Below are 14,842 nucleotides of genomic sequence, written 5' to 3' on the forward strand. Positions count from 1 at the left end.
AATAGGAATGATAATGAAAACAATTCCCATAAAATAAAAATAGTTAAAAATACTGCCCTGCATAGCTTTCTTATCTGAAAATGCTTTATTTAAAACAATGGAAAATGAAAGATTAAAACAACCTTAAGAAATGTTCGTTTTTTCGCAGAGAATATGAAAAATATGATCTCAGTTGCATTTCTGCCGCGAACAAAAATCCTACACCATCCGTTTAGCCGACGCCAGCGAGCGCGAATCTGCGCCACGATAGCGGCAGGTCTTTCCACTGACGGCATGATCCCCCGGACAGACAACGAGCGCGGCGCGTGAAATGGCCAGCATTTTGTTTTGCCACCGGGCTGGCATTTACGGTGGCATAATTCGGCATCCCATAATGGGTCTTTGTCACGAGGTTTAATATGAATATTTATCAGGCGCAACCCAAGGATGTGGATAAAATCCTGCCCCTGTTTCTGGCATATCGCGAATTTTATGATGTCGCGACATAGCGCGAACAGGCGCGTGATTTTATTCTGCAGCGCTTACAGCTTAATGAATCGACTATTTTCTTTGCTCAAGTGGCTGACAAAGTCGTGGGATTGACGCAGCTGTATCCGCTGTTTTGCTCATTAGAAATGAAGCGTATCTGGTTACTGTATGACTTTTTTGTTGATCCTTCTTCCCGTAAACAAGGAGTTGCTGAAGCGCTTATCGCCCGCGCCGGGCAATTAGCCAAAGAGTCCGACCCGGCGTTTATTATGCTCAGTACCGCAACGGATAATACGCAAGCGCTGTATGAGAAAAATGGCTTCGTACGCGACACGGATTTCTACGTCTATAATAAGATGTTAAATAAATAACCGCTCTCGCAGTCCCGATAATATATCGGGGTTGCGCGCCCTGCACGCTGCTGGCGAGCAAGGTAGAGCAGATGCCCTGAAAGCTGAGCATCGAATGATGCGTAGAGAACCCACCGCCATATATCGCGTGGGTTCCGTGCGGCAACGGCTGAAATAATGCAGTTGCCAACTTGTGCTTCCGCTGGCGTTGACGGTTCCCCGGCCACACCGGGAGAGGCGCGACGCGCTAATCGGGTCGATCTTTGTTTTGCTGCTTCAGACCGGGCGCAAAAAGAATTTCGTGGGTGTTTTACCCTTTCCGCTGGCGAGTCGTTCATGAGGCTGGGGTTTTTGATTATCGACAATCACCATTTTGTCGCTATCTTGACGTTCCAGCACCAGATAAATATGATCATAACCATGATGAGCCATCGGGCCGCAGGTAGAACCGACATCTCCCGCTTGCTGTTGACCAACAGGAATTTTTTCCCATTTTCTTTCATCGTGAAGATAGTTGCCCAACGCTAATGCTTGCGTAATATCGGGAACGGCAATCCCACCTTCCTGCAATAGATTAGCCAGATTTAGCGCACAGCCATCATGTGGCCAGCTCTCATGGGTTAGCTTAAAGAGCTCACTCGCGGCGACCTCCTGTACTTTTTCATAACGAGCTGGCGTTCTGGCAATATTCATCACCTCGATCATTTTCTCTTTGTCGCTGAGCGGCCCGATACCTGCCGCGAATAGCGTCTGGGAAGCTATTCGCGGCGAGAGAAATGTCTGAAATTCCTCTACGGCATCGCGTCGCACATGGGAGATAACCTTACCCGGGTCTTTTATCGTACCGCACCAGGCGGTGCTGATACGCAATAGTCGGGCACAATATTCCACGGCCAGGCTGTGGTCGGTTTTCATTTTGGTAATGAACGTTTCAGCCGTGTCTATCCCATGCCGTTTGGCAAAATCCAGCAGTGCCGATTGCCTGGTGCCAATACTGTCAAATGAGACCTGAAAGGCTCCGGTCTCTTCGCTTTCAATGTGAGTCCGGGAATGATGATTTCTCAGATCGACGCCAGCTTCCCAGCGCCAGTCCGATTCAAATCCCGCCTGCACGCGAAGCACTTCACACATCACTGCTTTTCGGTGTTGAAGACTGGTGTAAGGCCCAAGCACCCCTTTCATGACGGCATAGATATCATGAAGCTCATTTTCGGCAAAAACATCATCGGGTAAAGCATCCAGAGTCTCGACCAGTTGTTGCAGAAACTCACTGGGCGGGCGACCATGTTGCGCGCTGACAGGATAGCGGGTCGTGATGAATATACGTTTGTTCATAGTCTCCATCATATTCTCCTTCATGGGTTTATTACTGCAGAGACGCTGTTTTTCCTCTATTTATTTGAGGATAAGCTCTGAAACAGAGAAGAGAACTTATTTACCAGGTATGGTGCAAATAATGTCATCCCGGCAGACAGGAATTTAATAATCTCACCAACGGATTCAGGACTTGATATTTCACCAGTCATACCATAATCAAGTAATATTAAGGACCCAAAACCAACAAACATAAACAAAATAACCAGCATCCCTATCAGCGCAATCAACCGACTCGAACTGGCTTTCATGACTGTTTCCAGAACAGGTTTACCTGCTGCGTCATAAAGCGGTGTTTTTGTCACGCTATCAATGCCATTTTTTGTTTCCTTAACTTCAGAGACGGCAGATAACGCCACATCTTCAGAAAGCGCATCGGCCAAAGACCATTCTTCAGGAAGAGAGTTGCGGATCACTAAAATAGAAATCAGCGTCCCAAAGATGACAATAAAAAGTATTATAGATGAGAAAATAAGTCTGTAATTCTCGCCACACAGATGCTGCCCCTGCACTGAGGGTTCCCCGGCCAGCACGGCAGCAGAAAAAAAGAGCAAGAATATTGCATGTGCTGACCAGTATGTTTTGAGAGAAAACATAAATACACTCCTCATCAATATCACTTTCATTTATTATTGACATGCGAAGACAAAGTCATTCATATAGATACATCCTTTGCAACAGGATGTTATCTCGCTTATTTTTGCCATGCCGCTGTTCCGTGATTCGCGACCTATTCAGAACCACACGCCGAGAGCAGTAATGTCAGAATGATGAACGAAAGAAGTTTCAGGATATTTTTCATGCAATTCCAGACAAAAAATATACCCTGGCATTCTAAAAACAGCAGGACTGTCGGACTAAGCTAAAACATCATTACCGCATCCCGTAAACAGACACCGATATGCCGCTGGCATTAATGAAGATAATTAAAATCCGCCCGGCCGTATAAGCATGAGTATAATGGCGATAATGCAATTCTCACTCATTCATATGAATGAGTAAGTGAAATAAATCAGCCGTGAATGGCCCGGATAATAAGCAGCAATTCGGACTGATTTCGGGTATGCGTTTTCCGGTACAGCGCACTGAGATGAGTTCTGATGGTAGTGATGGATACGCCCAGATGTAGGGCGCATTCAGCAGGGGTCATCCCCCTGACCAGCAGTTCAGCCACCGCATTTTCGGCGGGTTTGACATTAAACACCGCCATCAATGCGCTACCGCTGAAGAAAGGCTCGGGAATGATAATGCAGGCTACCCCGGGAATACGGGAAGCCGGAAGAACCAGAATCGGTTTTGCCGGGCGTCTGGCGGTGTAGCATAATCCTGCCCGGGGTGGCTCCGCGGTTCGCGTGGCCTGTTCGATGGCATGTTTCAGTTTTTTGTTGTCGGTATCCAGACTGAGTGTATCAGCGCCGGCAGACCAGGCTAACCGGACGTTCGCACGTTGGTAACTTTCGGCATGGGCACTGGCGTAAAGAATTTTCCCACTACGATCCACAAGCCAGACCGGGTAAATACCGTTGTCCATAATGGCAGTTTGATACTTAATCGTGTCACGAAGTTGCTCAAATCTGGCGTGAAGCTGGCTGGCGGTCATTAAGGCCGGGATGAGGCGCTGAAACAGGTCAAATTGTGCAGACTGCGGATAGACGGCATCGTTGGCTGTCATCAGCGATAAATAGGTGGAATAACCATTGACGGTACACAGCTTGACACTGGTCAGATAATTCAGGTCATTCGGGTGATGAAATTCATTGTAATAAATGCTGTTCGCAATAAATTTATCGCCTAAAAACTCCCTGTCCCGGTACATCTGTCCGACAGGCAATCCCGTCAGTATTTTCTCGGCAGGGTCAATGGCCAGAAAGACATCCCGGTAGGCCGTAACTACCTTTTCTTCAAGTAGGAATGAATCCGTCATCAGATGCGCATTACCTTTATCATAAAAAAGTAATGCCGCGTACTGATGACCGGTGAGGAACGACAGCTTCTGCAGCGCGAGTTTCCACAGCTGGGGATCCAGCGTGGCCATCAGGATAGTTTCCAGGATCTCAAGATAAATTCGTTCCGGATCGGTGGCCATAACAACACCTGTTACTCAGTGTTTAACCTGCCTGGACGGCACATGATGCCTGCATAGTCATCATAGACCCGGAAGATAAATCGTGGCAAACCCGGCGCAACAAGTTGGCAGGGAAATACGTAACCTGATAGAGAGGGCCAGGCAAAGGTCATTCCTGATGTCGAAGACAGCCGGGAAGAGAAACAACTCTTTAGTGGCCGCAAACCGCACTACATATAGCAACGGATGACAGGAAGGTGAAAAATTTGCTGCCTTAAACGTCCTGCCACTGAAAAAAGCGGGGAATAAACCCGCCATCGCAGGACGTGGAGTGAAAGCCCAATGGGTTTTACGCAGCCAGCTATGGCGCAAGACATCTGGGCGGTCACATTATCCGGCAACGGCAAATAGTCTGCGCCAGACAAATGTTCTCTCTGCTCAGCCAGCGATAGCCCAGCGATACCCCAGCGATAGCCCAGCGATGGGTGAGTCACTCCCCGCCGCAAGCGGCATGAGCGCTTTGGCTGAAATGGGTATGGAGTCGGTGCGGTTTTCTGCCCTTGATTCCGTCTGACCCGTAGCCGATCGCCGGTCAGCAAGCGCGGGAAGAAAAAAAACCCGCAGAGATAGCGCGGGTTGATTCAAATTCAAATCCATTGCGTGCAAGTAACATCACAATAACCGGACGTTATTTTATGACTTGCATCACAAAAATATCACCCCCTGTTCGGGGGGGGCGCCTGACGTCTCACCTCCCCCTCTTTGGCCGTGGCGCTCGCGATGCGAAGCACTACCGTTTACGCCTGTTGTCGTGCCGAATGGGGCGGAACCTCAGGACGGATCCGGAACCAGATAGCATACATCGCCGGCAAGAAGACCAGCGTCATGATGGTGCCCCCTAACGTTCCGCCAATCAGCGTATAAGCGAGGGTTCCCCAGAACACCGAATGGGTCAGGGGAATAAACGCCAGCACAGCGGCCATTGCCGTCAGTAGCACGGGCCTCGCCCGCTGTACCGTAGCTTCTATCACCGCATGGTACGGATCGAGGCCTTCCCTCTCGTTATGATGAATTTGACCGATAAGAATCAGCGTATTACGCATAAGAATGCCCGAAAGCGCGATCAACCCGACCAGGGCATTGATGCCAAACGGCTGATTGAAAAGCAGCAGCGCAGGGACCACGCCGACCAGCCCCAGCGGAGCGGTAAGAAACACCATCACCATGGCCGACATGGAGCGTACCTGCAGAATGATGACCAGCAGCGTCAGGGCGATCATAATGGGGAATAAAGGCGCCATCGCCCGAGTGGCTTTGCCCGATTCCTCAATCGAGCCCGCCATATCGATACGGTATCCAGGGGGGAGCGAATCAACAATCGGCTGTAGCTGTTTCATGATGGCGGCAGAAACGTCCGGCGGCTGAAGGTTGTCGGCAATGTCACCGCGCACGGTAATGGTCGGCGTTCGATCGCGACGACGCAGTAGCGGGTCTTCCATTCTGACCTCAACCTTTCCGATTTGTGCGAGAGGAATGCGCTGCCCCGCATTGCCCACCAGGGTAAACCCCTCAATTTTCGCCGGGTCCAGGCGTATATCACCGGCGGCGCGCCCCGTGACCTGCACCGAGCGAATATCTTCCCGTACAGAGGTAATGGGAATTCCCGATAACAGGAACTGGAGCTGTTGGGCCACGGCATTCGACGTTAAACCGGTTGCCTGCAGACGGTCCTGATCGAGGGTGAAATGTAAGGCGGGTACCTTCGGCCCCCAGTCGGTATTAACGGTCCTCATCATCGGGCTGGCCTGCAGCACGCTCTCAACCTTATCTGCGATGTCGCGCAATTTATCGCTATCTGGCCCCATTACCCGCCATGCCACGGGGAAAGGTGAATACGGGCCAAACACCAGTTGCGTTACGCGAACGCGCGCTTCAGGCGCCAGTCCGCTGGCGACGGCTTCCCGCAGCCGGAGTTTGAGCGCATCGCGTGATTGCTGGCTGTCCGTCAACACCACTATCCTGGCAAACGACGGGTCGGGTAGCTCGGGGGCCATCGCCAGATAAAAACGCGGTGAGCCCTGGCCAATGTAGGCGGTCACCATTTTCGCTTCCGGCTGTTTTTGCAACCACGCCTCTATTTTGGCCGCCGCTGCGCTGGTCAGCCCAATAGAGGTGCCATAGGGCATCTGCACTTCGACCAGAACTTCCGGCCGGTCAGAGGTGGGGAAAAATTGTTTTTTCACCAGCCCCATTCCGAGAACGGCCAAAACGAAAATCGCGACGACGGACCCGGCCACACCCCATTTGCTTGCGATAACGCGGGCCAGCATACGGCGGAAGCGGTTATAGCGCGGCGTGTTATAGATAGCGGCATGGCCGCCTGCCACTTTTGCAATATCCGGCAGCATCTTCACGCCCAGATACGGCGTGAAAACAACGGCAACCAACCACGAGGCGATCAGGGCGAGACCGACAATCCAGAACATATTGCTGGTGTATTCTCCAGCGGTAGACTGCGCAAAACCATTAGGCATAAAACCAATGGCGGTCACCAGAGTTCCTGCCAGCATTGGCGCGGCGGTATGGCTCCAGGCGTAGGCCGAAGCTTTAATTCTGTCGTAGCCCTCCTCCATTTTCACCACCATCATTTCGATGGCGATAATGGCATCATCGACCAGCAGGCCGAGAGCAAGAATAAGCGAGCCCAGGGTGACGCGGTCAAAGTTGATACCGGAGGCTTCCATCACCACAAAAACAATCGCCAGCGTCAGGGGGACCGCCGCCGCGACCACCACGCCCACGCGCCACCCCATGCTGACAAAACAGACCATCATCACGACCAGCAGGGCGGCGAAGAATTTGAGCATGAACTCGTCGACCGACGCACTGATATTCACCGACTGATCGGTGACTTTCGTCAGGGTCATCCCCAGCGGCATAGCCGCATTGATTTTTGCCGCTTCGGCATCCAGCGCTTTACCTAACGCCAGGCCATTCCAGCCTTCGCGCATGACAATACCGAGCAGCAGCGCCGGTTCAGACTGGTTACGAATCTGCAGAGTGGGAGGGTCTTCATAACCGCGTTCAACCGTTGCCACGTCGGACAGCTTGAGCGTTTTGCCCTGAGCGATAAATGGCGTATCGCGGATCTTCTGCAATTCATCGAAAGCGCCATCGAGGCGGATAAAGATCTGTGCGCCGCGAGTCTCAATTGAACCCGCCGGGGTTAAGACGTTCTGGCTGTTAAGCGCATTGAAAATATCCTGCGGAGAGAGCCCTATCGTAGCCAAACGCGCATGCGAGAAGGAGATATAAATGCGTTCCGCCTGCTCGCCGATAATATTGACTTTCTTCACGCCAGGGACGTGCAGGAACTGCTGGCGTAATGTTTCGGCATCACGAACCAACAGGCGCTGCGGCTCCCCTTTCGCTTTCAGCGCAAAAAGCGCGAAAGTGACGTCGGAGAATTCATCATTGATCATCGGCCCTATCACGCCGGCGGGGAGATTTTTGGCTTCATCCCCCAGCTTTTTTCGCGCCTGATAGAACTCTTCCTGCACCTGGGATGGCGGCGTACTGTCCTGTAATGAGAGCGTGATAAAGGCCATGCCGGGGCGGGTATAGGTTTCCGTACGGTCATACCATTTGAGCTCCTGCAGACGTTTTTCCAGCGGCTCGGCAACCTGATCCTGGATTTCCTGCGCGGTCGCCCCGGGCCAGACGCTGATAATGGTCATCTGCTTGACCGTAAAGGGCGGATCTTCCGCTCGTCCAAGGCCAAAAAACGAATAAATACCGGCAATCGTAATCAGAATAATCAAAAACAGGGTGATCGAGCGCTCGCGCACCGCCAGCGCGGACAGATTGAAGCGTTTTGCGCTCATGGTTTGCTCCCCGCATGGGCAGCATCGCGTTGTTCAGCAAGTCGCACAGCCTCGCCTTCGTGCAGAAGATGCGCCCCTAGCGCCACAATCTTCTCGCCCGGCCGCACATCGCCAGTCACCTGCACAGCTTCCGCACCTACGCTTAGCACCGTTACGGGCTGCCAGACGACCTTGGTTGGCGGTGTAGAAATCCGCCAGATCCCGGGCCCTTTACCCGAATCGTACAGAGAAGCCAGCGGAACCTGCATCACCGGGCGTTCCCCGCTATTTTTTTGAATTTGCAGCGTCACGGTCGACCCCAGCGGAGCGTTCGCCAGCGGGCCTTCCAGCACGTACCGCGCCTCGAATGTGCGGGTCGCAGTATCAGCCGAATCCGAAAGCAGCCGCAGTCTGGCGATAACAGGCTCGGTTTCGTTGCCATAGCGCGTAGCCTGAGCTTCGCTGCCGATGGCGGGACGCAACGTCTCCGGGAGCTGCACCAGCGCCTCACGCTGCCCCGCTCTCGCCAGCCGAATCACCGCCTGTCCGGCGCTGACGACCTGACCGGGTTCGCCGAGCGTCTCCATCACCACGCCGTCGGAATCGGCCAGCAGCACGGCATAGCCCGTCGCGTTTTGCGCCACGTTTGCCTGAGCCTGGGCGGCGCTGAGCTCCGCTTTAGCAGAATCGGCCGCCGCTTTAATCTGGTCGTACTCTGACGCGGAGACGGCGCCAGAGGCAACGAGGCCACGATAGCGCGCCTCATCACTGATTGCTTTTCTTGCGCGTGCCCTGGCGGCATCAACGGCCTGTTGCTGCGCCAGCGCCTGCAGCTTCAGGTCGACAGGGTCCAGTCGCATCAGCGGCTGACCCCGTTTAACGGTCTGGCCTGTATCCACAAAGCGTTCGAGGATCTTACCCTGCACCCTGAAACCAAGATCGCTTTGCGTTCTTGCTACCACCACGCCGGTAAAGGTCCGGGAAGTATTGTTCGCGAGTTCAACGGATGCGGCTCTGACAAGCGGCGGCCGCGTGCGCGGATCGTCATTAGCGGAATTGTCGCCGCAGGCCCCCAGGATGAACGGCAGGAGGCAAACGGCAAAACGGGCTGAATTAAGCCTGAGCATGGGAAACCCTTAATAAAATAACAGGACAGTTTCCGCATTCTCAGACTAGTGACCAATAAAGTCAATGGTCACTAATCAGGGGGCGAGGCTTCTTAAAATCAGTGAGGAAAGCAGCACCGCTGCTTTGGGAGCCGCTTCGAGATTAAACTGCAGCTGAACGGGGTTAACGAAAGGACACATCACCAGATATACCGCGTGCGTGGCTTCGTCCAGCGGCGTTTTCCTTTCAAACTCCCCGTTCTTCCTGCCTTCAACCAGAATACCCTCAATCAGCTTGATCAGATGTTCTGCATACTTTTCCGTAGAAGGCCACTTATCCCGCGCGGCGACGGCGGCAATATCGTAAAGCTTGCGATCGTGGAAAAACAGTTCGCTCCCCGCTTCGGTGAGCGCCCCGAAAAGACGACGGAGTTTCTCGCTGGCTGACGGCGCATCGGCAATTGCGGCATCGACCGCCTCCATGATCAACGACAGGCGGTTAGCGCAGATCACCTCGCCGATAGCCTGTTTGGAATCAAAAAACTTATAGATATAGGACTTTGAAAAACCGATAGATTTAGCAAGCTCTGCCACGGTGGTTTTTTCGTAGCCGTAATGGCCGAAATGCTCAAAAGCCGCTTCGACAATTTGCTCTCGGACGCTGTGATCAAGTGGACCACGTGATGGTGGGACGTTCATATTCTTAGTCATTTTTTCAGCTTAGCGTGATAGCCATTGATTGACAACTCATGACCAAATTAGAATTTAGTCACAATTCCGGCTAGTTTCAAGGTCGCGCAATGTTATCCTCACCGGCGACGGCACCAGGGCAGTGCATCTGTTTACTGCGGGAGGTGCCGGCGGATCGGTTCGGATGCTCCAGTACCGAAATTGTACCAGACAAATACCTTTGCCAATAAAAGCCCTATATGAAAGCTTATCTCAATGGCAAAAGTGAATGCCACCACGGGAATGGCCTCTGCTTTTAATCAATGTGTACAAGCAGTACGGCGCTGCGTTGCAATCTATCCATAACAGATAGTTCCCAGGGGGGATCATTGCGGCCAGGCAAGATATTCACTATCGCTGAGCAGACGGTCTGCTTTTATCGCCTGCTGTCAGGCTTGCTCAACAGGTGATGCGGTGAAACGGCGAATAGACAACGCCGGAACTCAGTTCGCGGCCCCGGCGCAGCAGGGTAAAGAGAATGGCGTCATACGCGCCTCACAATGTAGACGATGTGACTGATAGGGTAAACGACCCCAAAACAAAAAGGGGTTACCTTTCGGTAACCCCTCTTTTTATTTGGCGGAAGCGTAGAGATTCGAACTCTAGAACCCTTTCGGGTCGCCGGTTTTCAAGACCGGTGCCTTCAACCGCTCGGCCACGCTTCCAGAATGACGCGCACTATAAACATCTCTTAGCGCCATGTAAAGCAGGAATTTATCGAACGCGAAGGTTTCTCTCTCAATGGCGCAAAAAACGAGCAATACGCTAACATCGTTATTTACAGCGGTGCTCATAGAGAAGGTTCGGCGATATGAAAAGGGTCAACACCTTAGCTATTCTGGCGTTTATTTTATTGATCCCGCCTGAAGCATCGGCTCAATATCCTTCATTTGCGGCATTCACCCCACCGTCGAAAGAATATGCGGTGCAAAGCGATCTGATTGAAGTCACTAACTTACCTAAAGTACCTGCGCAGGGAGGTCGGGGGATCTGCTACGCAGCCTCTGCGGCAGTGGTGCTTACTGCGGAAAACTGCCTCAAATTACATGAGGATTGTACTCGCTATACGCCAGACAAAATCTTTTCACCTTACGGGCTGGTAAAACCTTTTGGCGAAGAGGATTCAAGAAGTCATGAGCCTCTTGCAGATGAAGGCGGGAGTGCAATAAATGCTTTAAATTATGCAGCCTATGACGCGTTCGGTAACCCATCACTTGAGTGCTCGTCAAAAGATAAAACGATGCCTGATTTCGCCACTAGCGATGATGGCGGCGTTCGGGAATATACGATGTGGAATCAGGTTTATAACATTTACAAAAACCTCACAAATACCGCTCAAAAAACAGACTTTAATTGTCAGACATGCATTGAGGATTTTTTTAATACTCACCAAACAGAATTCTCAACATTAAAGAAAATATTCCCCAATATAAAAGAGCAGTCGGTCAGTTTTCTCAGGCTCATGCGGGAACCCACTTATCGCGACTTCGTCGTTAAACTTACCGTGCCGATAAAATGCCACCGGGTCGCGAATAAAGTGTGGCTTGAGAACGCCGGAAAGGTGGATGTCGCGGTTTATCCGCCAGCGGGAGGTGACACGACAACACCTGGCAGTTCGGGAAAAGAGACCGGACAGAATAAAAAACCAGGACACGGTAACTATAAAGAAGCCATCGCGGTCATTAAAACGGTACTCAACAGCGGCAGGCCGCTGGTGTTAGAAGGTATTTGCCTTGATAAAAATACAAAAGGCAAAAAATGTCTGGTGCTGCATACCGTTGTCATTAGCGGTAGCAAAACGCTCTGTGACAAAAAAAATCAGTGTCTGGATGTTCTGAAGGTTATCAACAGCTGGGGAGACTCCTGGCAAAAAGAAGTCAATGATGGCTGGGTGCAAGCAAAGCCTCTGCTGGATAGCACACATTACGCCGAATATATGATGGGCTGGCTCAGCGACAAAGCCCAGGCCGGACAGGAAGACTCCAGATAATACACGAAAAAAATCCCGCGATACTTCTATCGCGGGATTTTTCTGTATCTGGCGGAAGCGTAGAGATTCGAACTCTAGAACCCTTTCGGGTCGCCGGTTTTCAAGACCGGTGCCTTCAACCACTCGGCCACACTTCCGTAATGAGGCGCACTATAAACAGCTACTTGCGCCGTGTAAAGTCAGGAGCCGTTCACTTGCTTCAAAAATAGCCAAAATGCTGTTAATCGATTGAACCAACAGCAGATTGACCATTTTTTCAGCACGAAATCTGCCCGCTGAGCGTTAGTGCTTTTTGATGTACATATCTTTGGTGAAGTAGTATCCCAGCTTATCAGGCGTAAATCCCCCCACCCACGGTTTCACCAGGTGCGTACGGACATAGTGATAAACCGGAACCGCCGGTACATCTTTCGCCAGAAGATCCTCTGCCTGCTGGTAGTACTTACCGCGCGCCACCCCATCCGACGCTTTGGCGGCGTTCTTTAAGGCTTCATCATAGGCAGGATTACTGTACTGGCTGGTATTCTCACTGTCGCCGGTGCGGAAATTGTTCAGGAAAGTGGCGGCATCGTCATAATCGGCAATCCACGCATAGCGCACGGCGTCAAAATTGTGCGTGTGCATGGTGTCGAGCATCGTCTTCCACTCCTGGTTTTGCAGCTTCGCCTCCACACCAAGGTTTTTCTTCCACATCGAACTGGCGGCAATCGCCACGCGCTGGTGTGATTCCGAAGTGTTGTACAGCAGATTAAACACCAGCGGGTGACTATCCGAGTACCCCGCTTCGCTCAGCAGTTTTTTGGCTTCGGCAATGCGCTTATCGCGTGGCCAGCTGGCGTAATCTGGATTTTGCAGTTTTACGCCGCCGATATCAGGCTGGCTAATCAGCCAGGCCGGGCGTTGTCCCTGCCCCAGTACTTTTTCAGCAATGATGTCTTTATCCAGCGCCATGTTCAGCGCCAGCCGGACTCGCGGATCGTTAAATGGCGGCCGGGTGGTGTTGAACTCATAATAGTAGGTCGCCAGCTGCGGCGACACGTTCAGCTGATCGCCCATGGTCTTTTTAAGCTGCGCGAACTGGTTAATCGGTACCGTATAAACAATATCGATTTCACCCGCTTTATAGCGGTTAACGTCCGCCGCCTCTGAATGAATCGGCAGCCAGGTCACTTTATTAATTACCGTATGCTCATTGTCCCAATAGCGCGGGTTACGTTCGGCCACGATGCGCTCGTTAACTACCCACGCGGACAGCTTATACGGACCGCTGGTCACGATATGCTCCGGTTTGGTCCACTGCTCGCCAAAGCGGTTTACCAGCACTTTATCAATCGGCACCAGCGAAGGATGCGCCAGCATCGCTAATAACGCCGCGTTCGGCTGCGTTAATGTGACTTCAAGCGTCGCATCATCAACCGCCTTCACGCCCAGCGTCTCCGGCGCTTTTTTCCCCTCGGCAATTTCCTGCGCGTTCGCAATATGCATATTGCCCGGGTAGCTGGAATAAGGAGATGCCGTCAGAGGAGAGACCAGACGCTGCCAGCTCCAGACAATATCCTGCGCGGTGATGGCGGTCCCGTCAGACCAGGTAACGCCCGGACGTAAATGGAAGGTCCAGACGGTGTTATCTTTATTTTCCCACTTTTCCGCCAGCCGCGGCTCTATTTCACCTGCCGGCGAGACGCTGACCAGCCCCTCGAAAAGATCGCTGATGATATTAAACTCAACGTCACTCTCGACCTTATGCGGATCCAGTGATGCCGGCTCGCTGCCGTTATTTCTCACCAGTTCCTGCTTCTCTGCCAGCACCGTCCCCGGGGGAACCCGAGCGGCAAATATCGTGGCCGTCGTGCAGAGTAAACCGAGAGCCAGCAATGCTTGCGTGATGTGATTGTATTTTTGTGATTTCATATCCCTTGCCTTTATTACGCTTCGTTTGTACCCTCTCCACACTTAGCCACAGAACGGCAATAACGCAATATTTTTCAGTGACCTATCAGATTCCGATCGGATTCCTGAAGTCAAACGCACAAACACACCACCTTTCCATTATTTATTAGAATAATATGCTGCGTGATTGCGTTGGGGTCTAAGTAAAGATGGGTAAAAGCACTATGGCTTCCGTCGCGGTTTTTTTATGCTTCATTATTAATTACATCTGTCATAAGAGAGTGACTCATGGATCGTATTATTACGTCGTCGCGTGACCGTTCATCGCTGCTCAGTACGCACAAAGTTCTGCGGAACACCTATTTCCTTCTCAGTCTGACGCTGGCATTTTCCGCCATTACGGCAACGGCCAGCACGGTGCTGATGCTACCTTCTCCAGGGCTGATTCTGACGCTGGTGGGTATGTATGGTCTGATGTTCCTGACCTATAAACTGGCCAATAAGCCGACAGGTATTCTGGCGGCCTTCGCCTTTACCGGCTTCCTGGGGTATATCCTTGGGCCAATGCTCAACGCCTATCTGTCTGCGGGCATGGGTGACCTGATTGGTCTGGCGCTGGGCGGTACCGCTCTGGTGTTCTTCTGCTGCTCGGCCTATGTGCTGACCACCCGTAAAGACATGTCCTTCCTCGGCGGGATGCTGATGGCAGGCGTAGTGGTGGTTCTGATCGGTATGGTGGCTAACATCTTCCTGCAGCTGCCGGCTCTGCACCTGGCCATCAGCGCGGTGTTTATCCTGATTTCTTCAGGCGCAATCCTGTTTGAAACCAGCAATATTATCCGCGGCGGTGAGACCAACTATATCCGCGCTACCGTCAGCCTGTACGTGTCGCTGTACAACATCTTCGTCAGCCTGCTGAGCATCCTTGGCTTCGCAAGCCGGGACTAACCTCTGCCGACGCTGTGCTCAGGCCCCGCTTATGCGGGGCCTTATTTTTTGCTACACTG

General features: G+C 52.1%; 9 protein-coding genes, 2 tRNA genes and 2 pseudogenes. 3 read left to right on the forward strand and 10 right to left on the reverse strand.

Annotation, left to right across the window (positions count from 1 at the left end; genetic code table 11):
• Positions 1-398: 398 nt before the first annotated feature.
• Positions 399-839: pseudogene (locus BV390_RS17845) on the forward strand (GNAT family N-acetyltransferase).
• A gap of 255 nt (positions 840-1,094) precedes the next feature.
• Here BV390_RS17845 and BV390_RS17850 read toward each other — a convergent pair.
• From BV390_RS17850 to BV390_RS17880, 8 genes and pseudogenes are all read right to left on the reverse strand, one after another.
• Positions 1,095-2,165 carry a hypothetical protein gene (locus tag BV390_RS17850; protein WP_227517239.1) on the reverse strand — a complete coding sequence of 357 codons (1,071 nt, stop codon included), beginning with the start codon at positions 2,163-2,165 and terminating at the stop codon, positions 1,095-1,097.
• Positions 2,166-2,209: 44 nt separating this feature from the next.
• Complete coding sequence (locus tag BV390_RS17855) at positions 2,210-2,788, reverse strand: hypothetical protein (RefSeq protein WP_085397167.1); 579 nt, start codon at positions 2,786-2,788, stop codon at positions 2,210-2,212.
• 416 nt (positions 2,789-3,204) lie between these two features.
• A complete protein-coding gene (locus BV390_RS31940; RefSeq protein ID WP_369804326.1) occupies positions 3,205-4,116 on the reverse strand; it encodes a helix-turn-helix transcriptional regulator in 912 nt (303 codons plus the stop codon).
• 48 nt (positions 4,117-4,164) lie between these two features.
• A pseudogene (locus tag BV390_RS31515) lies at positions 4,165-4,278 on the reverse strand (helix-turn-helix transcriptional regulator); the annotation flags it as partial.
• A gap of 776 nt (positions 4,279-5,054) precedes the next feature.
• A complete protein-coding gene (locus BV390_RS17865; RefSeq protein WP_085397168.1) occupies positions 5,055-8,141 on the reverse strand; it encodes an efflux RND transporter permease subunit in 3,087 nt (1,028 codons plus the stop codon).
• Positions 8,138-9,247, reverse strand: coding sequence for an efflux RND transporter periplasmic adaptor subunit (locus tag BV390_RS17870; RefSeq protein WP_032695684.1), 1,110 nt, complete (start codon positions 9,245-9,247; stop codon positions 8,138-8,140). The genes BV390_RS17865 and BV390_RS17870 overlap by 4 nt, the downstream gene beginning before the upstream one ends.
• 75 nt (positions 9,248-9,322) lie before the next feature.
• The gene (locus BV390_RS17875) at positions 9,323-9,937 is read right to left on the reverse strand and encodes a TetR/AcrR family transcriptional regulator (protein ID WP_032695682.1); all 615 of its coding nucleotides are present in this window, start codon (positions 9,935-9,937) and stop codon (positions 9,323-9,325) included.
• Positions 9,938-10,532: 595 nt separating this feature from the next.
• Positions 10,533-10,620: transfer RNA gene (locus BV390_RS17880), tRNA-Ser, on the reverse strand.
• A 146-nt stretch (positions 10,621-10,766) separates the two neighbouring features.
• On the opposite strand from BV390_RS17880, the gene BV390_RS31520 reads away from it, so the two are divergent.
• A complete protein-coding gene (locus BV390_RS31520) occupies positions 10,767-11,945 on the forward strand; it encodes a hypothetical protein (RefSeq protein ID WP_223525944.1) in 1,179 nt (392 codons plus the stop codon).
• Positions 11,946-11,994: 49 nt separating this feature from the next.
• On the opposite strand, the gene BV390_RS17890 is transcribed toward BV390_RS31520, so the two are convergent.
• Positions 11,995-12,082, reverse strand: a tRNA-Ser gene (locus BV390_RS17890).
• A 145-nt stretch (positions 12,083-12,227) separates the two neighbouring features.
• Positions 12,228-13,856, reverse strand: a complete 1,629-nt coding sequence (locus tag BV390_RS17895) for an ABC transporter substrate-binding protein (protein WP_085397169.1) — start codon at positions 13,854-13,856, stop codon at positions 12,228-12,230.
• A gap of 267 nt (positions 13,857-14,123) precedes the next feature.
• On the opposite strand from BV390_RS17895, the gene yccA reads away from it, so the two are divergent.
• Positions 14,124-14,783, forward strand: coding sequence for an FtsH protease modulator YccA (gene yccA / locus BV390_RS17900; RefSeq protein WP_004860189.1), 660 nt, complete (start codon positions 14,124-14,126; stop codon positions 14,781-14,783).
• Positions 14,784-14,842: the final 59 nt, after the last annotated feature.

It is taken from the genome of Klebsiella sp. YJ, from assembly GCF_002108615.1.
Lineage (GTDB): Bacteria > Pseudomonadota > Gammaproteobacteria > Enterobacterales > Enterobacteriaceae > Klebsiella > Klebsiella planticola.

Bases quoted from the DNA above. Each gene is read 5' to 3' on its own strand.
- BV390_RS17850 (WP_227517239.1), bottom strand. From the start codon at position 2,165: ATGATGGAGACTATGAACAAACGTATATTCATCACGACCCGCTATCCT.
- BV390_RS17855 (WP_085397167.1), bottom strand. From the start codon at position 2,788: ATGTTTTCTCTCAAAACATACTGGTCAGCACATGCAATATTCTTGCTC.
- BV390_RS31940 (WP_369804326.1), bottom strand. From the start codon at position 4,116: ATGACGGATTCATTCCTACTTGAAGAAAAGGTAGTTACGGCCTACCGG.
- BV390_RS17865 (WP_085397168.1), bottom strand. From the start codon at position 8,141: ATGAGCGCAAAACGCTTCAATCTGTCCGCGCTGGCGGTGCGCGAGCGC.
- BV390_RS17870 (WP_032695684.1), bottom strand. From the start codon at position 9,247: ATGCTCAGGCTTAATTCAGCCCGTTTTGCCGTTTGCCTCCTGCCGTTC.
- BV390_RS17875 (WP_032695682.1), bottom strand. From the start codon at position 9,937: ATGACTAAGAATATGAACGTCCCACCATCACGTGGTCCACTTGATCAC.
- BV390_RS31520 (WP_223525944.1), top strand. From the start codon at position 10,767: ATGAAAAGGGTCAACACCTTAGCTATTCTGGCGTTTATTTTATTGATC.
- BV390_RS17895 (WP_085397169.1), bottom strand. From the start codon at position 13,856: ATGAAATCACAAAAATACAATCACATCACGCAAGCATTGCTGGCTCTC.
- yccA (WP_004860189.1), top strand. From the start codon at position 14,124: ATGGATCGTATTATTACGTCGTCGCGTGACCGTTCATCGCTGCTCAGT.